This is a genomic window from Acidiphilium sp. MT5 (assembly GCF_054767495.1).
Window position 1 is genome coordinate 89766 of sequence record NZ_BAABMR010000001.1, and the last position, 25701, is coordinate 115466.

17 protein-coding genes are annotated in these 25701 nt (G+C 60.7%); 6 read left to right on the plus strand and 11 right to left on the minus strand.

Going from position 1 to position 25701, the window contains the following annotated elements; translation table 11 throughout:
- The gene (locus ACYUCQ_RS00465) at positions 1-333 is read right to left on the minus strand and encodes a hypothetical protein (RefSeq protein WP_460252527.1); all 333 of its coding nucleotides are present in this window, start codon (positions 331-333) and stop codon (positions 1-3) included.
- 213 nt (positions 334-546) lie between these two features.
- Between ACYUCQ_RS00465 and ACYUCQ_RS00470 the strand changes: the two genes are divergently transcribed.
- The 3 genes from ACYUCQ_RS00470 to ACYUCQ_RS00480 all read left to right on the plus strand — a co-directional run bounded on the left by ACYUCQ_RS00470 (position 547) and on the right by ACYUCQ_RS00480 (position 5019).
- Positions 547-1479, plus strand: a complete 933-nt coding sequence (locus ACYUCQ_RS00470; protein WP_460252528.1) for a ferritin-like domain-containing protein — start codon at positions 547-549, stop codon at positions 1477-1479.
- Entirely contained in the window at positions 1476-2303 is an 828-nt protein-coding gene (locus tag ACYUCQ_RS00475) for a class I SAM-dependent methyltransferase (protein WP_460252529.1), read from the plus strand. The genes ACYUCQ_RS00470 and ACYUCQ_RS00475 overlap by 4 nt, the downstream gene beginning before the upstream one ends.
- A 127-nt stretch (positions 2304-2430) precedes the next feature.
- Entirely contained in the window at positions 2431-5019 is a 2589-nt protein-coding gene (locus ACYUCQ_RS00480) for a hypothetical protein (RefSeq protein WP_460252530.1), read from the plus strand.
- A gap of 31 nt (positions 5020-5050) precedes the next feature.
- Here ACYUCQ_RS00480 and ACYUCQ_RS00485 read toward each other — a convergent pair whose 3' ends face one another.
- From ACYUCQ_RS00485 to ACYUCQ_RS00500, 4 genes are all read right to left on the minus strand, one after another.
- On the minus strand, positions 5051-6949 hold the full coding sequence (locus ACYUCQ_RS00485; protein WP_460252531.1) for a ribonucleoside-diphosphate reductase subunit alpha: 1899 nt from the start codon (positions 6947-6949) through the stop codon (positions 5051-5053).
- Between the two features lie 134 nt (positions 6950-7083).
- Complete coding sequence (locus ACYUCQ_RS00490; RefSeq protein WP_460252532.1) at positions 7084-8856, minus strand: tetratricopeptide repeat protein; 1773 nt, start codon at positions 8854-8856, stop codon at positions 7084-7086.
- A gap of 113 nt (positions 8857-8969) precedes the next feature.
- The gene (locus ACYUCQ_RS00495; protein WP_460252533.1) at positions 8970-10589 is read right to left on the minus strand and encodes a transglycosylase SLT domain-containing protein; all 1620 of its coding nucleotides are present in this window, start codon (positions 10587-10589) and stop codon (positions 8970-8972) included.
- A gap of 271 nt (positions 10590-10860) precedes the next feature.
- Positions 10861-11622 (minus strand): uracil-DNA glycosylase, encoded by a 762-nt coding sequence (locus ACYUCQ_RS00500; RefSeq protein ID WP_460252534.1) that lies wholly within the window; start codon positions 11620-11622, stop codon positions 10861-10863.
- A 252-nt stretch (positions 11623-11874) separates the two neighbouring features.
- On the opposite strand from ACYUCQ_RS00500, the gene ACYUCQ_RS00505 reads away from it, so the two are divergent.
- Positions 11875-13503, plus strand: a complete 1629-nt coding sequence (locus tag ACYUCQ_RS00505; protein ID WP_460252837.1) for an electron transfer flavoprotein-ubiquinone oxidoreductase — start codon at positions 11875-11877, stop codon at positions 13501-13503.
- Here the strand turns inward: ACYUCQ_RS00505 and ACYUCQ_RS00510 are convergent.
- Together ACYUCQ_RS00510 and ACYUCQ_RS00515 are read right to left on the minus strand one after the other, a co-directional pair.
- Positions 13485-14387, minus strand: a complete 903-nt coding sequence (locus ACYUCQ_RS00510) for a transglutaminase family protein (protein WP_460252535.1) — start codon at positions 14385-14387, stop codon at positions 13485-13487. The two genes, ACYUCQ_RS00505 and ACYUCQ_RS00510, sit on opposite strands and share 19 nt — an antisense overlap.
- The gene (locus ACYUCQ_RS00515) at positions 14384-16555 is read right to left on the minus strand and encodes a circularly permuted type 2 ATP-grasp protein (RefSeq protein ID WP_460252536.1); all 2172 of its coding nucleotides are present in this window, start codon (positions 16553-16555) and stop codon (positions 14384-14386) included. The genes ACYUCQ_RS00510 and ACYUCQ_RS00515 overlap by 4 nt, the downstream gene beginning before the upstream one ends.
- A 230-nt stretch (positions 16556-16785) precedes the next feature.
- On the opposite strand from ACYUCQ_RS00515, the gene ACYUCQ_RS00520 reads away from it, so the two are divergent.
- Complete coding sequence (locus tag ACYUCQ_RS00520; RefSeq protein ID WP_460252537.1) at positions 16786-18246, plus strand: circularly permuted type 2 ATP-grasp protein; 1461 nt, start codon at positions 16786-16788, stop codon at positions 18244-18246.
- Positions 18243-19256 carry an alpha-E domain-containing protein gene (locus ACYUCQ_RS00525; protein WP_460252538.1) on the plus strand — a complete coding sequence of 338 codons (1014 nt, stop codon included), beginning with the start codon at positions 18243-18245 and terminating at the stop codon, positions 19254-19256. The genes ACYUCQ_RS00520 and ACYUCQ_RS00525 overlap by 4 nt, the downstream gene beginning before the upstream one ends.
- A 6-nt stretch (positions 19257-19262) precedes the next feature.
- Here ACYUCQ_RS00525 and ACYUCQ_RS00530 read toward each other — a convergent pair whose 3' ends face one another.
- Genes ACYUCQ_RS00530 through ACYUCQ_RS00545 form a run of 4 tightly spaced genes read right to left on the minus strand, consistent with a single transcriptional unit; the run spans position 19263 to position 25600 of the window.
- A complete protein-coding gene (locus ACYUCQ_RS00530; protein ID WP_460252539.1) occupies positions 19263-19976 on the minus strand; it encodes an SDR family oxidoreductase in 714 nt (237 codons plus the stop codon).
- Entirely contained in the window at positions 19976-22645 is a 2670-nt protein-coding gene (gene ppdK, locus ACYUCQ_RS00535; protein ID WP_460252540.1) for a pyruvate, phosphate dikinase, read from the minus strand. The genes ACYUCQ_RS00530 and ppdK overlap by 1 nt, the downstream gene beginning before the upstream one ends.
- 7 nt (positions 22646-22652) lie before the next feature.
- Positions 22653-24698, minus strand: a complete 2046-nt coding sequence (gene glyS, locus ACYUCQ_RS00540; RefSeq protein ID WP_460252541.1) for a glycine--tRNA ligase subunit beta — start codon at positions 24696-24698, stop codon at positions 22653-22655.
- Positions 24698-25600: a glycine--tRNA ligase subunit alpha gene (locus ACYUCQ_RS00545; RefSeq protein ID WP_460252542.1), complete on the minus strand. Its 903-nt coding sequence runs from the start codon at positions 25598-25600 to the stop codon at positions 24698-24700. Before ACYUCQ_RS00545 ends, glyS begins: the two co-directional genes overlap by 1 nt.
- Positions 25601-25701 lie beyond the last annotated feature (101 nt).

A 25701-nucleotide genomic window follows, 5' to 3' on the forward strand; every position in this document is an offset into this window, starting at 1 on the left:
TCACCGACACACAAAATGGCCGGGAATAAACACCCCGCGCGGCGTATAATGCGGTGGCACCCACACCCGCACTGGCCCGGGAACATGGGCTGGGGCATAGATGGGTGGCGCATAGGTGGGTGGCGCATAGATGGGTGGCGCATAAACAGGTGGTGGCAGATAAACCGGCGGGGGCAGATAGGCTGGCGGCACCACGATGGGCACGCGAATGCCAACGGCAAAGCGCGGCCCCGGCCACCAAGCATAGGCGCTTTGCGGCATCAGCAACACAGCCCCGATTATGGCAGCCAAGCCGGCACCAAGAATACGGGACCGAGGGCGTAAAACACTCATTTTCGCTCCTGTCGGTTCCAAGGGATTCCTGCCCTTGATATAGGAGCATGAGGGTAACGCGATAATTTCAATTGGTTTCGGGTTGTATCATCACGCCTGATCGATAATATCGCGCCTAATCGATAAAAGCCTGACTGATAAAAAACCGGGTGCCCCTTTCGGATCGGCGGAAAATACCGACATAATTGGGCAATGGATTGAGGAGCAATCACGATGGATACCGCCACGATCGAAGCCGCCGATTTCGCCGCCCGCCACTGGAAAAGTGCTGCCCCCGGCCCGCTCAAACCCGGCTCGGAAGCGCATAAAAACGCCATGTGCCGGATGTTTCACGAGACCTTCAACCCCTATAAACCCTCAGTGATCGCCTGGCCCAAGCTGGATGAGGAAACCCGCAACAAAATCATTTCCCTGCCGATTTGGGACATTGCGGTGCAAACCGAGGGCAAGGCCCGGCTGCGCATGGCCGCCTACGCCGCGACCATCAACGACCCGGCGATGCGCGAAGTGATCGCGCTGAATGGCTGGGAAGAAAACCGGCATAAGGAAGTGCTCTCCAAGCTGGTTGAAGCCTATGGCATCCCGCTGGAGCCGGAGCCGGAGTACAAGCAGCCGCGCGATCCGGAATGGGCGTATCTGGTGACCGGATTTTCTGAATGCGTTGATAGTTTTTTCGCCTTTGGCCTGTTTGAATTGGCCAAGCGTTCGGGCTTCTTCCCCGCCGAATTGGTCGAGACGTTCGAGCCGGTGATCCAGGAGGAAGGGCGGCATATTCTGCTATTCGCCAATTGGCTGGCTTGGCAGCGCGCGACCATGCCCATGTGGCGCCGGCCATGGTTCGAGCTGCGCGTGGCCGCCGTGTGGGTGTTCCTCGGCTGGGAGCGTATGGGCATTGCCCGTGGCATGGATGAGGGCGGCAAGGGCGCTAAGCCGCAGGATAATAATTTCACAGTCACCGGCAGCAAGGCGGTGAGTGCCGAAGAGATCAGCGTGCGCGGCTTGATGGAGATTTGTCTCGAAGAAAATGATCGCCGGTTCGCCGGCTATGATCCGCGCCTGTTGCGCCCGACCACCATGCCGTTTTTGGTGCGTTTGGCGCTGAAAATTCTCCCCAAAGGCAAAAAATCCACAGCCCAATCGGCATGAACGAAAAACAAATCGCCTATTGGAACCAGATTGCGGGTCCCAAATGGGTGGCGATGCAAGCGGCGATGGAATCGCGATTGGCCCCGGTCAATGCGCTGCTGCTCGCGCAGGCCGCGCCGCGCCGCGGTGATCGGGTGCTGGAAATTGGCTGCGGCACAGGCACCACCACCGCCTTGCTGGCCGAGGCGGTGGGGCCAACCGGCCATGTTCTCGCGCTGGATGTGTCACGCCCGATGCTAGATGCCGCCGCGATTGAGCTGGCCGCCTATTCCAATGTCACGCTCGCCGAGGCGGATGCGGCAACCCACCCCTTCGAGCCGATCTATGATTTGGTGGTGTCGCGCTTTGGCGTTATGTTTTTTGAAGATCCGGTCGCGGCCTTCATCAATCTCCGCACGGCCCTCAAGCATGGCGGCCGGCTCTGCTGTGCGGCTTGGGCGCCGGTTGAGCAAAATCCGCATTGGGCGGTCACCTTGCACGTGGCGATCGACCATCTCGGTCCGCCCAAACCGCGCCGACCGCACGCGCCCGGGCCGCTGGCGTTCGATGATGCCGCCTATGTCACGTCCCTGCTCACCCAGGCCGGTTTCGCCGACCCCGCCGTGCAGCCCATCGCCTTTCATCTGCAAGGCGAATCACTGGCACGCGAAGCGGACATCGCCACCAAAATCGGCCCCTCCGGCGCCCTGCTCGACGAAAAATCCGCCGACCCCGCCCAGCGCGCGGCCTTACGCGCCGCCTTCGAACGGGCCCTGGCGCCGATCACAGCACCGGGCGTGCAACTGCCAGCGACCTTACATTTGATCACCGGACATCGCGCCTGATATGCCATTGGGGAGAATCCTCAAAGGCAGGCATAGTCTACCGATCACTTTTATTACGTTGTTACCGATTTTATCGAGTATTTTGGTCATCACGGGGGTTTTTAAGAACGACCCAAGATTTGCCATCATGCGGCTCACCAGCGCCCTCCACCAAAACTCGTTTTGGGGCGCGTGGAATTGGGTTGATCCCACCATTGGTTTCATCACCCAGCCGCTCGGAATGCTCAGTGCCGATGATTGGCTGCATGGCATTGTGCCATGGTGGAACCCCTATTCCGGTGTGGGTATGCCGCTCGCGGCTGAAATGCAGACTTTGTCGTTGTTTTTGCCCTTTGTTTTGATTCTCAAATATTGGCAAGGGTGGTTAGCGCTCAAAATCATCCTGCAAATATTATCAGGATTATTCACCTATGCGCTGCTGATCCAAATGCGGATGACGCGCCTTGCCGCGATTTCCGCCGCCGCCTTATATGCCCTGAACGCCACCTTCTTTCTCGATCCTCATGTGATGGGGCCGATAGCTTTTGGCCCATTATTATTACTCGGGATCGAGCGGGCCTATGACGCAACGATCCGCCAACAAAAGCTCGGCTGGGCATTGATTCCCCTTGCCGTGGCCTATCTGATTTACAGCGGATATCCTGAAGTCGCCTATATCGAAGGTTTGTTAGGCGTAGTCTGGACATTATGGCGGTTCGCGCTTGCCGGCGCGGCGCGGTGGTGGTTCCTGGCCAAAATCGCACTTGGCGGCGTCCTCGGCATCGGTCTTGCACTGCCGATTTTGGTGCCATTTTTTGAGTATGTTCATCTCTCGTTTCTCGGTAAACATGCTGATTACTACAGCATAATGTCAATCCGTCTTACTGACCTCATTAGGCAAATTTTTCCCTATTTATTTGGTCCCGTCGGCACGCCGCTCGCGCCGCATCGATATCACAATGAGCTGTTCATTGTTCGATATTGGATCAAATTGAGCGATTGGTTCGGCGCTGTCGCCGCGATCTTGGCGCTGGCTTCGCTCATCCGCCCCTCGCGTTTTCAGGGTCTACAATGGGTGTTGTTCGGCGTTATCGCGGTCTGGGAAGCGCGGATATTTGGATTTCCACCAGTCCTTTGGGCGATTAATCAAATTCCGCTGTTGGCGCAGACCGATTCGGTTCGGTTCTGCGGCCCGGCAATCGAACTCGCCAGTTTCATCATGGTAGCGATCGCGATTGATACATGGCAGCGCCGTGGCGGCCTCGCGCGCAGGGCGGCAAATTTTTTGATCGCTGGCTTTTTGGCAATAACGGCTCTCGCTTTGTTGCCACTCTTCCATTCGATACGTTTATGGGTGCTAGGTCGTCCCAGCCTCACCTATTTTATCGTCGGAACAACTTTGCTCGGGGTGGTGATGGCCCTGACAGCGATTATTCTCTTAACGCGCGCACCACGGCGTCGCACCGCAATTTTGCTCGGGCTCATCATCAGCTGCAGTGCCGTGGCGGATGCGAGCATCACGCAACTGGGCGCGCCGCGCCAAGCAAAACTCGATACGCATGGCGTGATGTTTTTAAAGCGCCATCTCGGCTTTGCGCGATTTTACACACTCGGCCCGTTTGGGCCTAACTATCCCGCCGCGTTTCATCTCGCCTCGATCAACGACAATGCTTTGCCGGTTGCGCAGAATTGGAATCAATATATCCATAAAAATCTCGACCGGTATGCTAACGTTGTGCTGTTGACCGGCGATTTGCCGCGGCGGCCAAGGCAGAACCACCGGTTCGATGCCCTGCATCACACAGTACAAGGCGCCCCCAAGCAACCGGCGGAGCTACGGCGTCATTTGCAAGCCTACGAAAATATTGGCGTTCGCTATGTCGCCGCGTTGAGTTATCAGAACCCATTTATCCATTCTGTAATTTTTGCTCAACGATTTGGCCCCCTAACCCCGCTCCCTTTGGCACCGGGCGGCGTTTTGCAGGGCGATATTTCCGCAAACGCCATCAAAAATTTGCACCATATCGATCAGGTCGATATCCTGATCGGCACCTATCACGGCGCCGCCAGCGGGCACCTGGTGGTGACATTATGCCGGGGCCATCACTGCCGCTCAGGGCGCGGCGACCTCAAAACTGCGAGCGATGGTGCCTATCTTGCAATCCCTCTCGATCAGCCGCTCGCGATGCGTCGAAGTCCTTCATTGTCAATTAAAATAACACATCCGCGCGGCGGCACTGTCGCCATTTGGTTCGGCGCCCCGCAATCCTCGGGCATGATTTTGGCCAGCACGCCGCCCGCTTTGCACGGCTTGAATCCGGTTATTCGGCTGGTTTCCTTGCCAGCGCCGCCGCGACCGACATTAGTGTTTCATAATGCGGTCATGCGCCTCTACCAATTGCCGCACACCAGAGCGTTATTTTCAGCATCCAACGCCTGTCAGCTGACCATACGCACCTGGCAGCGCGTCGATGCGCATTGCCCGGTGGCCGCCACACTGACTTGGCTGGAAGCTGATTTCCCAGGATGGCACGCAACGATCGATGGCCGATCAACACCGATCAAACCGACAGGGGATATTTTTCAATCAATTACATTGCCGATCGGGGCAAGCCACATTAATTTCTTCTATCGGCCACCAGGGATACGCCGAAGCTGCGCCATAGCGTTTGCTGCACTGATGATTTGGCTCGCTGCCATCGCTCACGCCAAATTAGGCGTAACACGACGGCGCTGAAGCCTCGATCAGACGAGTTTTCTCCGTCCTGTCACTGACAGGCCAGACATTCCTCATAGTTGGTCGAACTCACCGGCACGGCGGCCAACGGCGCAGGAATATCAGCGGCGATATTAATATCATTTACCCGCGCCACTTTCTCGCTCACCGTGTCCGCCCGCTGGATCGACAGCGACCGGCAATAATAGAGCGATTTAACCCCGCGCTTCCAAGCCTGATAATGGATTTGATGCAGGTCCCGCTTATGAACATTCGCCGGCAAAAACACATTCACAGATTGGCTCTGGCAAATATAGGGTGTGCGATCCGCCGCATGCTCGATGATCCAACGCTGATCCAGCTCAAAAGCGGTTTTGAACACCGCCTTCTCATCGTCGGTGAGAAAATCAAGATGCTGCACCGACCCTTTGGTCACCGTGATGTTCGACCAAGTCTCATCATCATCGCGCCCCTTGGCCGCCAGTAATTTCTGCAAATGCCGGTTGCGCACCGAGAAACTACCCGACAATGTCTTTTGCAAAAACACATTGGCGGCAATCGGCTCGATCCCAGGGCTGGAATTGCCAGCGATGATTGAGATCGACGCGGTCGGCGCAATCGCGATTTTATTGGAAAACCGTTCCATCACCCCATAATCGGCGGCATCGGGGCAGGGGCCACGCTCCTGCGCCAGCTTGCGCGAAGCGGCATCAGCACCGGCGCGGATATGTTTGAAAATGCGTAGATTCCAAGCTTTCGCGAGCGCACTTTCCAACGGAATGTTGAGCGCCTGCAAGAAGGAGTGAAATCCCATCACCCCCAGCCCAACCGAACGCTCACGCATCGCCGCATATTTCGCCCGCCCCATGCTGTCGGGCGCGCGATCGATGAAATCTTGCAGCACATTATCGAGGAAGCGCATCAAATCCTCAATGAATTGCGGATTATCGTGCCATTCCAGCCAAGTTTCCAAATTGATCGAGGACAGGCAACACACCGCCGTGCGCTGCTGGCCATGCTGATCAAGCCCGGTGGGCAGCGTGATTTCCGAGCATAGATTCGAGGTTTTCACCTCCAGCCCGGCGAGCTTGTGATGCTCCGGGCGGGCGTTATTGACGTGATCGGAAAACACCAAATAGGGCTCGCCAGTTTCGATCCGCGCAGTCAAAATCCGAATCCAGAGCGAACGGGCCGAAACATTGCGCACATGCGCGCCATCTTTCGGCGAGGTGAGCGACCAGGTTTCATCCGCCTCAACCGCGCGCATAAACGCATCCGAGATCAGAATCCCATGATGCAAATTCAGCGCCTTGCGGTTCGGATCACCACCGGTCGGGCGGCGGATTTCGATGAACTCCTCCACTTCGGGATGCGAAATCGGCAAATAAACCGCCGCCGAGCCGCGCCGCAGCGAGCCTTGCGAAATCGCCAGCGTCAGGCTGTCCATCACCCGAATGAACGGCACCACCCCGGAGGTTTTGCCGTTTTGCCCCACTTTTTCGCCAATCGAGCGCAAATTGCCCCAATAAGACCCAATGCCACCGCCCTTGGAGGCCAGCCACACATTCTCGTTCCAGAGATCAACGATGCCCTCAAGACTATCCGAGGCCTCGTTCAAAAAGCAGGAAATCGGCAAGCCCCGGCTGGTCCCGCCGTTCGATAAAACCGGCGTCGCCGGCATGAACCACAGGCGGCTGATATAATCATAAAGCCGCTGCGCATGCGCGGCATCATCGCCATAATAGGATGCGACCCGCGCAAACAAATCTTGATAGCCTTCGCCGGGCAGCAAATAGCGGTCATCCAGCGTCGCGCGGCCAAAATCGGTCAACAGCGAATCGCGCGACCGGTCGACTCGAACCTGGAATCGACCATGCATCTGTACGGTATCATCGAGCATTGACGGCTCGGCCGAAAGCTCGGCCGTTGCGGATTTCGAAATTGCGTTCATTGCCTCGTCAGCCTTCCTTAATCTCCCCCTATATCAACATATAGAGGGCGGTTCGCGCAATCGCATACTAGATGCAGTGATAAAGATTTTTTGCAGAATATTCATCCAGCGCCCCGGCAAGCTTGGGCGCCGCTTCATGTTCGCTTTATGTTCTGTATCCCAGAAGCCACAGTGACGCAAGGCGGACTCGCCGCGCCGCCGCATCCCAGCGCCGCCATTACCGATTCGATTGGCTTGGACCAGTCGCCGAGCCGCTCCTGCCGGTGCAGCTGCACGCTGCGATACCAGGGCGAATCGGCGCCCGCTTGGCCCCAGCGCCAATCACAGGCTGATGACAGCATAATATGGCACGGCACACCGAGGGCCCCGGCCAGATGCGCAACCGAGGTATCGACCGTCACCACCGCATCCAACGACGCGATGAGCGCTGCGGTATCCGCATAATCGCGCACCATCGTCATCGCATCCGGGATTGGATACGCGCCGCGCTGCGCGCCAAATTGCAGCGCAACTGCGTTCAGGCCGGGCGCGCTCAGGCCGGGTGCGGCCAGCAGCGGCGCGAAAGCCCCCGCCGGCAAGGATCGCCGCCGATCATTGTCATGGGTGGGATTGCCCGCCCAAACCAACCCGATCCGTGGTCGTGCCGGTGCAGCATGCTGCGCCAGCCATGCAAGCGCGCCCGCCAGCAAGTCAGGATCGGCGCGGAGATATCCTGCCGCCCCGGGAATCGACGATGGCGTCAGCCCCAGTGCCAGCGGCAAACTCATTTGATCAATCGCGTGATCAAAGCCGCCAGCCTCATCCGCCGCCGCGAGATCGATCAGGGTTGCGGGCAAATCTTGCAGCAGCCGGTGCAGTGCCGGCGCGCAGGCGAGGGTGATGCGCAGCCCGCGCGCGGCAAGCTCCGGGATGAAACGGGCCAACATGATGGTATCGCCCATGCCCTGCTCGGCGCGGATCAACAGGCTGCGCCCGGCAACCGCCTCACCCTGCCAAATCGGCGCGGGCAGCCGCGTGAACGCGCGCCCATGCAGCGGATGGCGCTTGCGCCATTCATAGGCAGCAAAGCCGGCGGGATAATCGCCCTTCAGCAGCAGCGCGATGCCCCGATTCCAATGGGGCTGCGGATGCTCCGGCTCAAGACAAATCGCCCGATCTGCGCAAGCAATCGCCTCATCAAGCCGCCCCGCTAAGCAAGCCGCATAGCCCCGCGTCACCCATGCCGGGAATCCCAACGGGTCCAGCTGGGTCGCCATGGCGAGGTCTTGCTCCGCCGCCTCCAGCGCATCAAGGTCAAGCTTCGCCGCCCCGCGATTGAGCCAAAACCCGGCATTGCCGGGCTGAGCCGCCAGCGCCGCATCATAAGCGGCAATCGCCCCAGCGAAATCCGCCCGCGCCGCCAAGCTCGCCGCCTTGGTGCCCAAGGCATGCCAACAGGCCGGATCGAGCGCCAACGCCACGTCCGCCTGTGCTTCAGCCCCCGCCGCATCGCCCTGCGCCAGCAACCCGGCGGCGAGACCCGCATGGCCCGAAGCCGCCGCCGGTCGGCCCGCGACCGCCGCCCGATAGGCCGCAATCGCCCCCGGCGCATCGCCCCGCGCCAGCCGGATCGCGCCATTAATCATCCAAGCCTCAAACAAAAGCGACTCCGCACCACCTGCGGGCGCGCCGATCAATGGCTCGAGCGCCGCCTGCGCGATAAGTGCCGCCTCATCCAGCGCGCCGGACGCCCACAGCGCGTTGGCAAGATTAATCCGTGCCGCCTGATCCGCCGGGTTCAACCGCAGCGCTTCGGCAAAATAGCGCGCCGCCGCCGCAAAATTTTCGCACCGATAGGCCGCAAGCCCTGATCGCAGGTGTGCCTCGTAGGAATCATCATCAGGACGCGCAATATCGGGGCGGTGCATCACCTTCATGCGACCGTCTCTAGCCGATAAACCTAAATTTTCAGTGAACAACGCCCCGGCATGATCGCCTCACCATCATCGCCCGATCCGCCGAGCCGGACGGGCGCAAAATCTTAGCGCGCCGCGAGCTGCGTGCCCTGATAATGGTTCAAGCGCGGAAAATGCCCCTCCGCCAGCGCGTTCAAACTATCCGGCGTAATTCCCAGCTCATCGGCGTAAATCCAGCTCTCGGTCAGCACTTCCCGCACGAAATGCCGCGTCTGGCCGTTTGGGATCGATTCCATGAAAATCAGCGGATCGCCGCCATGCCGATAGCGCTGCGCCCAAGCCACGGCTGCCGCCGGCCCGGCATTATAGCTGGCCAGCACATCGAGCAAATTGCCATCCACCCAATGTTGATTTCCCAAATATTGCAAATAAGTCTGCCCTAACGCCAAGCTGACCGCCGGATCGCTGAGATTACCTTGCACCCCGCTCAGCCGCGCCATGCTTCCCGCCGTCGCCGGCATTAGCTGCATCAACCCGCGCGCGCCCACCGGCGAGACCGCATTGGTGTTAAACCCGGATTCGGTGCGGGCCAGGGCATACATGAGGGCCGGATTAACCTGAAACCCGCCGCTCGGCTGCAAGCCCGGCAGCGGCAAGCGCGCCGCCGAATAAATCGTGGTGGGGGCCTCGGCGTTGAAGGCAATCGCCACATCCATCAGCCCGGCTCGGCTCGCTACCCGCGCCACCGCCCGCGCCATCGCCGGATTGCGCTGCACTGACGGCCAAAGCGCCCGCAACGCCGCATCGGCCTCTTGCGGTCGGCCCACCTGGATCAAGGCAAAAGCAAGCTTACCCTCCGGCTGCGCCGCAACCGCCTCGACATCCGCTTCCGATAGTGTCCCCGCCGCGCCAAACCGGTCAAACCCCCGGCCCAGCAGCCGCCCGGCCAGCATGCCATAAAAACTGGTATGGCTGCGCGCCGCCCGGTTCAGCCAGGATAAATAGGTCGTTGGCTGGCGCAGCCGCAACGCGGTGCGCGCCGCCCAAAACGCCCCGGCCGCATGCTCGCCCGCCGTGCCGCGCGCCGTTTCAGCCGCCGCGACAAAGCAGGGCAGGGCGCCGGACAAATTGTGCAATTGCCAGGCCGATAGCCCGGCGACGTAATCCGCCAGCCACGAATTTTTCCCCGTCGCTAGCATCTGCTCATGGGCAATCCGATAGGCGCTGACATAATCGCCCTGGGCAAATAAATGCCGTGCCTGGATGGCCTGCGGGTTCGAGGACGCGCGCACCGAGCCGCTCGACCCGCTGGCAACCAGCGGCGGCGACGGCACATCGCTCACCAGCGCCGCTGGCGGCGGAGCCGCGCCACGGGGCAGGCGGCTGAGCAGCAACGCCCTGATCCGCCGTGTATAAGGCTGGCCGTTATAGTGCGCGAGCCAAGCGGCGAGCTGGGCGGGCGTCGAGACATGATACGGGCCGAGATATTTCTGCGCCTCAACCTGACCGATCAGCACCTGGCTCTGCAAGCGCGATTCCAGCGCCGCCGCCTGCGCCATCCGCCCGTCATGCTGATCGGCAAAAATGCGCCGATACAGCACCACATCGCTGGGCGCGAGTGGCCGCGCCAACACCACCTCAGCCCCGTTGGCCGGGGTCGAACGCGGTATCGCATAGGCAACACTGCCGGAGGATGAAACCCCGGACTGCCGATCTGGTGACCCCCTTTGCCCGGCTAGCGCCACGGAAGGAACTCCGGCGGTAGCGGACCATGCGATCGTGGCGATCAACGCGACGATGGCATGTCGGCGGGAGAGCGTTTTGAGTGCTCCTCGCATGGGTCGAATGGCTACACGGGGAGTATCCGGGTGGGCAACCCCTTTACGTGAGACAAATCTTATTATTGAGGCAAAATATCGCTTTAGAATGGGTTCCGGGGCGGTGTTAATATCACAATGTCGTTACCGGATGCGTTTTTTGTGATGCAGCATTGCGCCAAGCGCCGCCGAACACCGTTCAGCGGTTGATTTCGCGCCGCAGCGCCAGCAAATCGGTCCAGGCTTCGCGTTTGGCCTCTGGTTTCCTCAATAAATAGGCCGGGTGATAGGTCGGCAGCATTGGCAGCGCGTGATTAAGATCAGGAACGATAATCTCCTGCCACTGCCCACGAATTTTGGTAATCGGCGCCGGTCGGCCCAGCACCGCCCGCACCGCCACCGCCCCGAGCAGCAGCACCGCACGCGGGCGCACCAGCGCAATATGACGCCATAAAAACGGCAGGCACTGATTGATTTCCGCCTCTGAGGGCGTGCGATTGCCCGGTGGCCGCCACGGCACCGTGTTAATAATCCGCACCGTGCCGCGATCCAGCCCGATGCTACCCAACATCCGATCCAGCAATTGCCCCGCCGGGCCAACAAAGGGCCGACCAATCCGGTCTTCCTCTGCGCCGGGCGCTTCGCCAATCAGCAACACCAGCGGCGTCGCCGCGCCATCGGCAAATACCAATTGCGTCGCCGTGCGCTTGAGCGCGCATCCCTCAAACGCCGCCAATGCCGCGCGTAGCCCATCCAAATTATCAATCGCGCTCAGATCGACCGACCCGCCAATCGGCGCAACCGCAGGCGCTGGCATCACCGCAGGCGCTGGCATCACCGCAGGCGCTGGCGCAACCAATGGCACTGGCGCGACTCGTGCCACCGGCGCGGATGGCCCACGGCGGTCCTGCGCCGTGTCCAGCAACGCCTCATCGGCGCCCCAATCGCATTGGAGCTCCAAGAGTTTGATCCATTCCGATCGCGGCACCACGCTCATAAGCTGATTTGGGCTCATAAGCTGATTTGGCCCGCCTGCCCCCGGTAATGCAATGGGGCCCATCGCCAAAGACACTTTACGAACGGACCGCCCTTTCCGTATACGTCAATCGACGACAACCCTCGATTCACTCTACATCATCGCTGAGCCGATCCATTCAGCCCGTCACGGAGCCACTTTATGACCGATCCAACCCAAGACACTGGCGAGACCGATATGCGCACCATGCCACGGGAATCGATGGCGTTTGACGTGGTGGTGGTCGGTGCCGGACCCGCAGGCCTTGCCACCGCGATCCGGCTTAAACAGCTCAACCCCGAGATCAGCGTCTGCGTGGTGGAAAAAGCCAGCGAAGTCGGCGCGCATATTCTCTCCGGCTGCGTGCTCGAGCCGCGCGCCTTCGCTGAATTGCTGCCGGACGCGAAAATCACCGACATCGAATTTGCCGTCCCCGCCGGCGAGGATCGGTTTTTGTTCCTCACCGAAAAATCCAGCTACAAAATGCCAACGCCGCCGCAAATGCATAATCACGGCAATTACGTGGTCAGCCTTGGTAACGTCGTGCGGTTTCTCGGCGCGCAGGCCGAGGCGCTGGGTGTGGAAATCTATCCCGGCTTCGCCGCCGCCGAAATTCTCACCGAGGCGGGCCGCGTGGTCGGTGTGGCAACCGGCGATATGGGAATCGGCAAAGATGGCCAACCCACTGAGCTGTTTCAGCGCGGCATGGAATTGCGGGCCAGCTACACCGTGTTCGCCGAAGGCTGCCGGGGCAGTCTCGGCAAACAGCTCATCGCCACGTACGGCCTCAATCAAGGTGTTGATCCGCAAACCTATGGCATTGGCATCAAGGAGCTTTGGGAGGTGCCCGCCGCGCAGCATCGCCCTGGCCTGGTGATGCATAGTATCGGCTGGCCGCTGGACCGTAAAACCTATGGTGGCTCGTTCTTATATCATCTGGGCGGCAATTTGATGGCCTATGGTTTTGTGGTCGGGCTGGATTACGAAAATCCGTATTTCTCACCGTTCGAGGAAATGCAGCGTTTCAAAACCCACCCCGCCATCCGCCCATTTTTCGAAGGTGCCAAACGCATTTCCTACGGCGCGCGCGCCCTCAATGAAGGGGGCTTCCAATCGATCCCGAAACTCATCGTCCCCGGTGGCGTGCTGGTCGGTTGCGAAGCGGGTTTCCTCAACGTGCCGAAAATCAAAGGCACCCACACCGCGATGAAATCTGGCATGCTCGCCGCCGAAGCCATCGCGGACGCCCTTGCTGGCAGCAAGCCAGATCTGCTCGAAGCGTTCCCCGCCAAAATTCGCGCGAGCTGGCTGTGGCCCGAGCTTGAAGCCGTGCGCAATATCCGCCCCGGCTTTGCCAAATTCGGCCTGTTTGGCGGGCTGATGAACGCCGCCTTCGAGACCTATATCACCCGGGGCAAATCCCCCTGGACGCTGAGCCAGCACGCCGATAACACCACCCTCAAACCCGCCGCCCAAAGCACGCCCATCGCCTATCCCAAGCCCGATGGCAAATTAACCTTCGACCGGCTCTCTTCGGTGTTTATTTCCAACACCAATCACGAAGAAAACCAACCCGCTCATCTAACATTGCGCAATCCCGAAATCGCCATTTCGGTGAATTGGGCGCAATATCGCAGCCCCGAAACCCGCTATTGCCCCGCCGGCGTCTATGAAATTATCGGCGCGGACGAGCAAAAACCACGGCTGCAAATCAACGCGCAAAACTGCGTGCATTGCAAAACCTGCGACATCAAAGACCCCACGCAAAACATCAACTGGGTTACCCCCGAAGGCGCGGGCGGGCCGAATTATCCTGGCGGCATGTAATCATCCATCATCCGCCGGAGCGAAACGCTCACATGGGGCGTGTGCGCGCCGCCGCCCAAAATCACCCCGCGCACCGGGCTGATATCGGCATAATCGCGCCCCAGCGCCAGGATCACATGATCGCAATCCACGATCACATTATTGGTCGGATCAAAATCCCGCCAACCCAAAGCCGGACCCAGCCACACCGAAACCCAAGCATGGGTCTGCTCCGCTCCCCGGCTGCCATCGGGCACCACGAGGTCCGAGGCGCTGCGCAAATAGCCTGACACATAACGCGCAGGCACACCGCAAGCGCGCAGCGCCGCGATCATCACATGCGCATAATCCTGACAAACCCCTGCAAGCCGCGCGAACGCCGCCTGCGCGGTGGTGGCAATCGTGGTCACGCCCTGCTCATAGGAAAACGCGCTATATATTTGTTGCATCAACGCCGTCACCCCCGCCGCCGGCGTTGCACCATCCAACAAGGATGCCGCACCCAGCGCGCGCAACGCCGCATCGGCCTCGGTGAGGGCTGTCGGTTGCAAAAATTCCACCAACGCCGGATCGCCAAACGCGCGCGCCCGCAGCGCATCCAACGCCAGCGGGTTTCGCGCCTGCGCCGCCGCCAGCGTTTCTGTCCAAGGCTCAATCAGGATCTGCGCGTCTAACACCGTTTCGAAAAACTGATGCGCCGCCAAACATTCAACGGAAATCAGGCTGTTGCCGAAATAATCCTGCTCGTCGATCCGCTGATCGGGCAGCGGCGTGATATCCAGCATCGCCATCACCACCTGCTGCCGGCCCAGGCTGCGCGGCAAAAGATGCAGCAAATGCCGCGCATGATGCGCCGGCGCCGAATAATCATAGCGCGAACGATGGGTCAGCGCATACCGGATCATCGCGACCGATCCTGGCTTGATTGACCCAGCTGATGCCCCGCCGGGCGCGGCGCAAATAAATCGCGCATCATCCGGTTCGAGAGTTGCCGCAACGCTTCCGCCTGCGCCCGCAAGGCGCCGATCAGCAAATCCGCTTCCGCTCCCGCCTCTACTCCGGCATCAAGTTGCTTTGCCGTACCATCAGGCGCAAATTGGCTCGCCGTCTCTAATATCGCAAAGGCGCGCTGCAGGGCTTGGGTTTGAAACGCGAGGCTGCGCGGATGATCCGCCGCATGCAGCAAAAGCTGCAACGCTGCCTCCGGCGCAATCGCCCCGCCATATTCCGTCTCATAGCTCAACCCGGCATCCGCCAGCTCAATCGCCAGCGCAATGCCCAAATCCCGCCGCGCTGGTTTGCCCGCCATCAAATGCGCGAGCGTATCGGCAATCGTAATCCCACGCTCTAACCGCCTGCCTATTTCAACAAACAAAAATGCGCCACCCCCCGCCGCATCCTCTGCCATCACGCCGCTAAAACTCGCCATCGCTTGCGCCAAAATCGGCCAAGCACGCTCATCATCATCATGGCTTGCCAGCGCATCCCGCGCCGAGGCGAGGGCCGCTTCCACATTGCGCAGCATGCGCGGACTAAATCGTTCCGCCGCCACCGCAACCAACCGCGTCACCTCCTGCACGAACGCCGAGAGTGGCCGATGCCGCGCCAACGCTTGGCGCAGCGCCGAAGCTGGGCGCAAACTACCGCTCCATTCCTGCGGCAGCAATTTGGTCGCCACTAACAATTCAGTGAGCAAGCCCCGCTCCGTCGCCTCATGTGCGAGGCCACTAACATCGGCAAAATGCACCATCGCCACGGTGAGCAAACGCTGCGCCTGATCCAGCCGCTCCACCATGCGCCCGAGCCAGAATAATGATTCCGCAATCCGGCTTGGCAAATCCAAGCGCGGGCGCGATTGGGCGGGCGCTTGCGGCGCCGTGCGTGGCGGCGCGACCGACGAAGCACTGGCATCGCCCGCTTCAATCACCCAAATATCCTGCATCACCGCCGCCCCTGTGGCGTCATGGCTCAGCTTCAACCCGCCCGGCAACACTTCCCAACCGCTCGCGAGCCGCACCGCAAAAAACCGATAATGCGCGTCCGCCCCGTGCGCCGCACCCATTGGCAAATCCGCCGAATCCGGCAAAAACCCCGCCAGCGTCTCGGCTAATCCCGCCCCCGGCGCATTCAGCATCACCGCCCGGTCACGCCGTAACGCTGAAAACAACCCGGCAATCCCGCGATCGGGCGATCCGCCTTGTTCCAACGGGTCAATCGCCGCATCATCCATGCAGCGCACAATCAACCGCAACGGCTGCCCACCGGCCAGCGTCTTGACCTGCATCGCATCGCCAATCATCGCCAAATCGCCGGGCCGCAGCACTAACGCACCCAAAAGCCGTGCCAGAAAATGAATATCGGCCAAATCACCCTGCCCATCGGTAAGCACCGCCATGGGCTGGCCCCCGGCCAGCGCGTGCAAATCCTCGCGCAGCCGCTCGATCAAGGGATTCTGGCTCACCAGCGTCACCGCCGCGCGCATTTCCGGCATCATCTCCGCGGTCAAGCGGCGCAGCATCACCGCATGGCCCAGGCCTGCGGGCGCGGCACAATGATCGCGCAGCATCGCGTAACCGCCCGCCGGATCGCGGATCAAATCAACCGCGTAAAATCCCAGCCGGGGTGCGGCCAACGGCCCGGTCACCATCGGGCGGATGAAATTCCCCGCGCGAAACAGCGTCTCCGGTGGCACCGCCAGCGCACTCAGCGCGCCGCTGGTATAGGCCGTTTCAATCAACGCCTCGCACGCCCAGGCCCTTGCCACAATCGAGCGCGCCAAGCCCGAAAACGCCGCCGCCGCCATCGGTACCGGCATCGGATCATAACCACCGGCCAAAGCCCCCATCTTTTGCATCGGGCTGAGCAGCCCCGCCCGCCGCCGCAGCGCCACCCCGCGCGCGGCAAATTCCTCAGCACCAATCCGCTGCAACGCCTCGGTCGCAATCCGCGTCGCCGCCCGTTCTGCCGCCCGCGTCGCAACGGTCGGTCCGCGTTGATCGATCATCGGGGAGGGCAGCGCATCGTGGCTCATCGGCGGATCATAGGCGAGCCTGGGGTCGGGGGGAATCAGCATCACTACATTCTTTTATACCCCGCCATGCGAATAATTCGTAAGCAAATTTTTGCACCACCCCAAGCCGCGCCCGGAATCTGCGACTATTTTGACGGCAACGGGCGTAAAAATCAGCGCGTCATTCCAGAAATCTGCCTAAAATCACGCCGAATCGTTACCATGCGCTATTTTTCGGTTGCATCGCGCCGCCGCACCGTTGAACATAAGCCCCGATAAGAGGAGTGCCTTGGATGGCTTCGCACGCGACCGATTTATTCGCCGCCTACCAACCCGGACGATTTTTTTGCGAATTGACACGCGAGCGCCCGGATGATGCTGGCGTCTCGGCGCTGATCCGCCAGCGGCTCGAACAAATCGGCGGTGCCGCCTTGCGCGCCCGCGCCACCGCCGCCGAGAGCGACCTGATCGATCTTGGCATCACCTTCACCGTCTATTCCGATGCCCAGGCGATCGATCGAATTTTACCCTTCGATTGCATCCCGCGCATCCTCACCGCCGCCGAATGGGCGCGCCTCGAAGCGGGCTGCCTGCAGCGCGTCGCCGCGCTCAATGCCTTCCTTGGCGATATTTATCACGACGGCAAAATCGTCAAAGACGGCATCATCCCCGCCGATCTGGTGTTCGGCAACGCGAATTTCCGCCCCGAAATGCGCGATTTCCCAGTGCCGCACGGCACCTATGTCCATGTCTGCGGGATCGACATTATTCGTGATGAATTCGGCGTTTTCCGCGTGCTGGAGGATAATGCTCGCACCCCCTCTGGCGTTTCTTACGTGGTGGAAAACCGCCATCTGATGCTGCGCGCCTTCCCCGATCTGATGGCCGGCGTGCGGCTGCGCCCGGTCGATGATTACGGCTACCGCCTGCGCGCCGCGATGAACGAGATCGCGCCGGAGGGCACCGATAATCCCGAAGTCGTGCTGCTCTCGCCCGGCATCTATAATTCCGCCTATTTCGAGCATGTGTTCCTCGCCCGCGAAATGGGCGTCCCGCTGGTGCAAGGCGCGGATCTGACCATCGAGAATGACCGCGTCTTCATGCGCACCAGTGCCGGCCCGCGCCGGGTCCACACCATTTATCGCCGCCTCAATGATGATTTTCTCGATCCCGAAATTTTTCGCGCCGATAGTCTGCTCGGCGTCCCCGGCCTGATCCGCGCCTGGCGCGCCGGCCATGTCGCCATCGCCAACGCGGTGGGCACCGGCGTCGCCGATGACAAGGCGGTCTATGCCTATATGCCGCGCATCATCAAATATTATCTCGGTGAAGACCCGATCATCGAGAACGTCCCCACCCGTATCTGTCGCGAGCCGGACGCGCTGGCCTATACGCTCGATCATCTCGATGAGCTGGTGGTCAAACCCGTCGGCGAATCCGGCGGCTACGGCATCACCATCGGCCCGCGCGCCAGCCACGCCGAGCTTGATGCCGCCCGCGCCGCCCTGCGCGCCGACCCCGCGCAATGGATCAGCCAAGATTTGATCGGCCTATCGGTCGCGCCCACCCTCACCGATGACGGGATCGGCGCGCGCCATCTCGATTTGCGCCCGTTCATCATCACGGGCCGCGATAGCTGGGTGCTACCCGGCGGCCTCACCCGCGTTGCCCTCAAGCCAGGCAGCCTGATCGTCAATTCCTCGCAGGGCGGCGGCTCGAAAGATACCTGGGTGCTCGCGGAGCCACGCCGATGATGCGCGCCGATCCGATTTTGCTGGCGCGCGACGCCGAAAACCTGTTCTGGGTCGCCCGCTATATGGAGCGGGTGGAAAATCTCGCCCGGTTGATCGATGTCGCGCAAAGCTTCGAAAGCCCCGGTCGCGAAGCCGAATCCTGGGCCGCCTTGGTCGCAATCAACGCCGATGAAGCGAATTTCGCAACTTGGCTCGGCGTCGGTGCCGAATCCGACCCCATGGCGGTCAAACGCTTCTATCTGCTCGCCCGCGAAAACCCAACCAGCATCCCCGCCTGCGTTGAACAAGCGCGCACCCTCGCGCGCACCTTGCGGCCCCTGATCTCCACGGAAATGTGGCGGCATATCAACGTGATGCATCGCTTTGTGCTGCGCATCCAGCCGCCCGACCTGGAAGGCGATTCGCTCTCGCGCCTCTGCACCCGCCTCAAGGAAGCGGTGCAAACCCATACCGGCGTGACCGAAGGCACCATGTATCGCGATCAAGGCTGGCAATTCTACCAGCTCGGTCGCCAACTCGAACGCGCCGATCAAACCACCCGCCTGCTCGATATCAAATACCGGCTGCTGGTTCCGCGCGAGCACGAAGCCCGGCGTGTCACCGAACTCACCCAGTGGAACGCCGTGCTGCGCGCCGCCGCTGGCTATCACGCCTTCAAACGCCTCTCGCGTGGCGCTTTCAACGTGCAAGACGTCGCTGAATTTTTGCTGCGCGATCCCTCTTTCGCCCGCTCAGTGCTGCATTGCGTGCGCCGCTGCGAAACCCATCTCGATGATCTGCGCCGCATGCATCATCTGAGCGGCATCGCCCCCGCCATCGAGCGCGCCGAATATCTGCGCGCCACCCTGCTCGACCCGCCAATGGCCGGCCTGCTCGCGGGCGACCTGCATCTTTATCTCGATCGCGTGCAAATCCTGCTGATGGATGTCGCCAGCGCCATCGGGCGTGGGTTTTTCCGCAACTGGCAACCCCCGGCCTTGATCGACCAGTTGGACCAATATCAGGGTTAGTGTGGGCTACGGCGCGTACATCATTTTACGCGTCATCCCGCCATCAGCCACAAATTCCGCACCGGTGACAAATCCCGATTCCGGCCCCAGCAAAAACGCGGCAAGCCGAGCAATATCCTCAATCGTCCCGACCCGCCCCGCCGGATGCTGCGCATGATCCTCGGCGCTGAGGTCTGCGCCCGCGCTGTTGATCCAACCGGGGCTGATCGCATTCACCCGCACATCCGGCCCTAACGAGATCGCGAGCGCATGGCACAACGCTAATAATCCCCCCTTCGCCGCCGCGTAAGATTCCGTGTTTGGTTCGGACATATGCGCCCGGGTTGAACTCATCATCAACACGGCACCGCGCGCCGCGCGCAGCAATTTTTCTCCGGCGCGCACCAGCAAAAACGCGCTGGTCAAATGCGTATCAATCACCGTCCGCCAATCCGCGAGGCTCAGGTCCGCAAGCGGCGTGCGCCGCATAAACCCGGCATTGCACACCAACCCATCAAGCCGCTGCTCCGTGGTCGTAATGTCAGCAAGCAGGCTTTGCACCGCCGCCTCATCACTCACATCGCAGCGCACCAGCCGCACCCCGGCAGGCGCGATAATCCCAGCAATATCACGATCAGCCGCCACCACGCGCTCACCGCGCCGGGCCAAATACGCCGCAATTCCCGCCCCAATGCCGCGCGCCCCGCCGGAAATCAGCGTCACGCGCGGTTCGCTGGCCATTACGCGGTGCGGTCCGAAGCCGCCCCAATCGCCGCTTGCGCGGCGGCGAGCCGGGCCACCGGCACCCGATACGGGCTGCAAGAGACGTAATCGAGGCCAATCTCCTCGCAAAACGCAATCGATGCCGGATCACCGCCATGCTCACCGCAAATGCCCAATTTCAAATCAGGCTTCACGCTCCGGCCCTTTTCCGCCGCAATCCGCACCATCGCGCCCACCCCTTCAATATCCAGCGTCACGAACGGGTCTTTGGCGAGAATGCCGGTCTCGATATAGCGCGGCAAAAACTTGCCGGCGTCATCGCGTGACAAGCCAAACACGGTCTGGGTCAAATCATTCGTGCCGAACGAGAAGAAATCCGCCGCCGTTGCAATCATATCCGCCGTCATCGCCGCGCGCGGCAGCTCGATCATGGTGCCGATACTATATGCAATTTTCGCACCGCGCTCAGTAAACACCGCCTGCGCTACGGTCTCGATCTGCTTGCGGGTAATTTCCAATTCCCGCTTCAGCCCCACCAGCGGGATCATGATTTCCGGCACCGGCGCATCGCCGGTTTCTGCGGCAATATCCAGCGCCGCCTCAAAAATTGCCCGCGCCTGCATCTCATAGATTTCCGGGAACGAAATCCCAAGGCGGCATCCACGATGGCCGAGCATCGGGTTGGTCTCGGCCAGCTCCGCCGCCCGCTGATGGATCGCGGCACTATTCATCCCCAGCGCTTCGGCAATCTCGGCCAGCTCCGCCTCGCCATGCGGCAAAAATTCATGCAACGGCGGATCGAGCAGCCGGATCGTCACCGGCAGCCCGGCCATAATCCGAAACAAATCGGTGAAATCGCGCCGCTGAAACGGCAGCAGCCGCTCCAATGCCGCCCGGCGCCCGCGCTCATCGCTGGCCATAATCATTTGCCGCACCGCGCCAATCCGCTCCGGATCGAAAAACATATGCTCGGTGCGTGACAAGCCAATGCCCTCAGCGCCAAATTTGCGCGCGGTCTCGGCATCCAGCGGCGTCTCGGCATTGGCGCGCACTTTCAAGCGGCGGAACGCATCGGCCCAGCCCATCAGGATCGAAAACTCGCCCGACAAAGACGGCTCGATCATCGGCACCGCGCCGACAAAAATATCCCCCGTCGCGCCATCAATGGTCAGCATCTCGCCGGCCCGCACCGTCACCCCGCCCGCCGAGAGGGTCTTGGCGGCATAATCAACATGCAAACCGCCCGCCCCCGCCACGCAAGGCCGGCCCATGCCACGCGCCACCACCGCCGCGTGGCTGGTCATGCCGCCGCGCGTGGTCAAAATGCCGCGCGCCGCATGCATGCCATGAATATCCTCAGGGCTGGTCTCGATCCGCACCAAAATCACCGATTCGCCCTTTTGCGCGCGCATCTCCGCCTCATCGGCGGAAAACACCGCAATGCCGCTCGCCGCCCCCGGTGACGCGGGCAGACCGCTCGATAATTTCCGCCGGGGCGCTTTCGGATCGAGGGTAGGATGCAGCAATTGGTCGAGCGAATGCGGATTAACTCGCCGCACCGCCTCGCGCTCATCAATCAAACCCGCCTGCGCCATCTCCACCGCCATGCGCACACTGGCGGCCGCCGTGCGCTTACCGTTGCGCGTCTGCAACATATAAAGCTTGCCGCGCTCAATGGTGAATTCAATGTCCTGCATGTCGCGATAATGCCGCTCCAGCACATCGCGCACCCGCACCAAATCGGCATACGCCTCGGGCATCGCCCGCTCAAGGCTGGTCTCCCCCGGCTTGGCATAGGTCTCTGACAGCGGCAGCGGGGTGCGAATGCCCGCAACCACATCCTCGCCCTGCGCATTGAGCAGATATTCGCCATAAAACGCATTCAACCCGGTGGAGGGATCGCGAGTGAAACACACGCCCGTGCCGCAATCATTGCCCATATTGCCAAACACCATGGCCTGCACATTCACCGCCGTGCCCCAATCGGCGGGAATATCGTGCAACCGCCGATAGGTCACCGCCCGCTGGTTCATCCACGAGCCAAACACCGCGCCAATCGCGCCCCATAGCTGGTCATGCGGGTCTTGCGGAAATGGCTTGCCGGTCTCGGCATGCACCACATCCTTGTAGCTCTCCACCACCCGGTGCCAATCCTGTGCGGAAAGCTGGGTATCTTCCGAAACCCCCTTATCCTGCTTGACATGTTCGATAATGTCTTCAAACCGATGATGCGGCACATCCAACACCACCGAGCCATACATCTGAATGAACCGCCGATAGGAATCCCACGCAAACCGCGCATCGCCAGCGCCTTCGGCCAGCCCCTGCACCGTCACATCATTCAGCCCCAAATTCAGCACCGTATCCATCATCCCCGGCATCGAAACCCGCGCCCCGGAGCGCACCGAGACGAGCAACGGCTTGTGCTTATCGCCAAATTTCCGCCCGGTCTTGGCCTCAATCGCGGCCAACGCCGCATCCGCCTGCGCTTGCAACCCCTCAGGATAACGCTGCCCATTTTCGTAATAAGCGGTGCAAACCTCGGTGGAGATGGTAAATCCCGGCGGCACCGGCAGGCCGATGCTGGCCATCTCGGCCAAATTCGCCCCCTTGCCGCCCAACAAATTACGCAACGCCGCACTGCCATCGCTGGCACCAGGACCGAAACTATACACATACTGAGTCATGGCAGACCTACCCTTCGAGTTTCGAGAAATCGGCAACGCGATGCATCACGTCCCGCAATTGAGCCAGCAACCCCAACCGATTCCGGCGCACCGCCGGATCAGCCGCATTCACCGTGACCGCATCAAAAAATTTTTCGACCGGCTCGTGCAATGTTTCAAGTTCCTGCAAAACAAAATCAAACCCATTGGCTCCGGCGAGAACACTCAACTGACCACCAATTTCATCCAATCGTCGATTCAGCGCCGCCTCTTCGCCATCGGGTCGCTCGAACTGATTAGCATGAACTTCGGGCGCATAAGGCCCATCCTTGGCCTCTTCAATGCGCAAAATATTTGTCCCGCGCCGATAGGCCTGGACCAAACGATTGCCCGCATCAGTAGTGATAAAATCCTCTAACGCCACAGCCCGTTGCTCAATTCGCACCAAATCATCATCCGGCGCCGCCGCCAGAATCGCATTCAACACATCAAACCGCTTGCCCTCGCCCCGCAACTTCACCCGCAGCCGTTCGATGATAAAATCAAACACCGCGTCGCTCTCCAGCAAACTCCGCAACGCCACGCGCAACCCATTCTCCAGAATAATCCGGATCACCCCTAACGCCGCGCGCCGCAACGCATACGGATCGCCCGAGCCGCTGGGGATTTCACCAATCCGGAAAAATTCCCGAAGCGTATCGATTTTATCAGCCAGCGCCACCGCGCACGCAACCTCTCCCACCGGCACCGCATCGCCCGGCCCTTTAGGTTGATAATGCGTCCGGATCGCAGCACCCACATCGCGGTCATCCGCGTAATACCCGCCGATAATCCCTTGCAACTCCGGAAATTCGCCCACCATGCCAGTGACCAAATCCGCCTTGCATAACCGCCCCGCTTGCGCGGCCAGCCGCACCCCAGCCGCATCCGCACCCAGCGCCGCAGCAATCCGCCCGGCCAACCCCGCAATCCGCTCCGCCCGCTCAAACTGCGTGCCCAATTTCGCGTGAAACACCACCGATTGCAGCCGAGGCAAATAATCCTCTAACGCCGTTTGCCGGTCCAAATTCCAAAAATGCTCCGCATCCGCGAGCCTCGCCCGCAACACCCGCTCATTGCCAGCAATAATCGCAGCCCCGCCATCATCCGCCGCAATATTCGCCACAAAGGCAAAATACGGCGCGGGCTGCCCCGTCGCATCGCGCGTGGCAAAATAACGCTGATTGACCTTCATCGAAAGCTCGCGCACCTCCGGCGGCAACGCCATCTGGCGCGGCTCAATCGCCCCCATCAACGCCACCGGCCACTCCACCAGCCCGGTCACTTCTTCAAGCAATCCAGCATCTTGGACAATCGTTACCGCATGCGCATGCGCCGCATCATTCAGTGAGTCCTCAATCGCCCGCCGCCGTTTCTCAGCGCTGGCAATGACAAAGCGCTGCTCGAGTTCACGCTCCCATTGCCCAGCGTCGGTAACCACGAACGGCCCCGGCGTCATGAAACGATGCCCCTCGCTCAAATTCGACGCGACCACCGGGCCCAGTTGTATCGGCACAACATGGCCGTCCAACAAGCAAATAACGCGACGCAACGGACGAACCCAGGTAAATGCCCCGCTCTGCCCCCACCGCATCGATTTCCGCCACTTAAGTCGCGACAGAACGGGTCCAAGTTTCTCCAGAATGATGTCATGCGCTGAGCGCGATTCATTCACTTGCTCAATCCGCAGATGGTGATAACCATCAAGCTCAATCAATCGCTCTTTCACAAGATCAAGGTTCTGACCCGCCGCATTCTTCCTCAGAAATCCCTCTAAGGCAGCCGACGGTGAGCCAATTTTTGGCCCTCTTATGGTATCACTCTCTATCGAGACCGATGTAACCCGGAATGTGTGATCTTGAACACGAGCATGGATCGCAAGGCGTCGCGGGCCCCAATACCGATTAATCAACGTTCCCGACGGAATGATCTCCGACAAGTGACCCGACACAAGGGTGCCCAACGCCACCGCCGCCTCCGCCTGCATCCGCGCCGGGATTTCCTCAGAAAAAATTTCCAGAAAAAACTCAGCCATCACCCGGCAACCCCAGACCCTGCAACCCAAGCCTCCGCACACGCCTTCGCCAACGCGCGCACCCGCCCGATATACGAAGCCCGCTCCGCCACCGAAATCACCCGCCTCGCATCGAGCAAATTGAACAAATGGCTCGCCTTGATGCAATAATCATACGCGGGCAACGCCAAACCCCGCGCCACCAGCGCTCCGCATTCGCGCTCCGCATCGCCAAAATGCCGGATCAACATCGCCGTATCCGCAAATTCAAAATTATGCGCCGAATATTCCCGCTCCGCCCGCAGAAAAACCTCGCCATACGTCACGCTCCGCCCATCCGGCGCGTCATTAAACCGGAGCGAAAACACATTCTCCACCCCCTGCACATACATCGCCAGCCGCTCCAGCCCATACGTCATCTCAAAGCTCGGCAGCGTCACCGCAATCCCGCCAACCTGCTGGAAATAGGTAAATTGCCCCACCTCCATCCCATCACACCAAACCTCCCAGCCCAAACCCCACGCCCCCAGCGTCGGGCTCTCCCAATCATCCTCCACAAACCGAAAATCATGCCGCTTCGGATCAAGCCCAATCGCCCGATAACTCTCCAACAGCAAATCCTGCGCATCCGCCGGACTCGGCTTGATAATCACCTGATACTGATAATAATGCTGCAACCGATTCGGATTCTCGCCATACCGCCCATCCGCCGGTCGGCGCGAGGGCTGCACATACGCCGCCCGCCACGGCGTATCCCCCAACGCCCGCAGCGTCGTCGCCGGATGGAACGTGCCCGCCCCCATCTCCATGTCATAAGGCTGCAAAATCACACAGCCCTGCCGCGCCCAAAACCGATGGAGCGTCAGAATAATATCCTGGAAACTCAAAGCCGACGTACTCGGCATATCATTTGTCTCGGCCATGCTCGCGTGCTTGAACCCGTGCTGATGGATTTTCACGTATGGAAAGGCGTTTTCGCAATGCACCATTACGAGGCAGCCGCCCGAAGGGCAAGGCTCCGCTC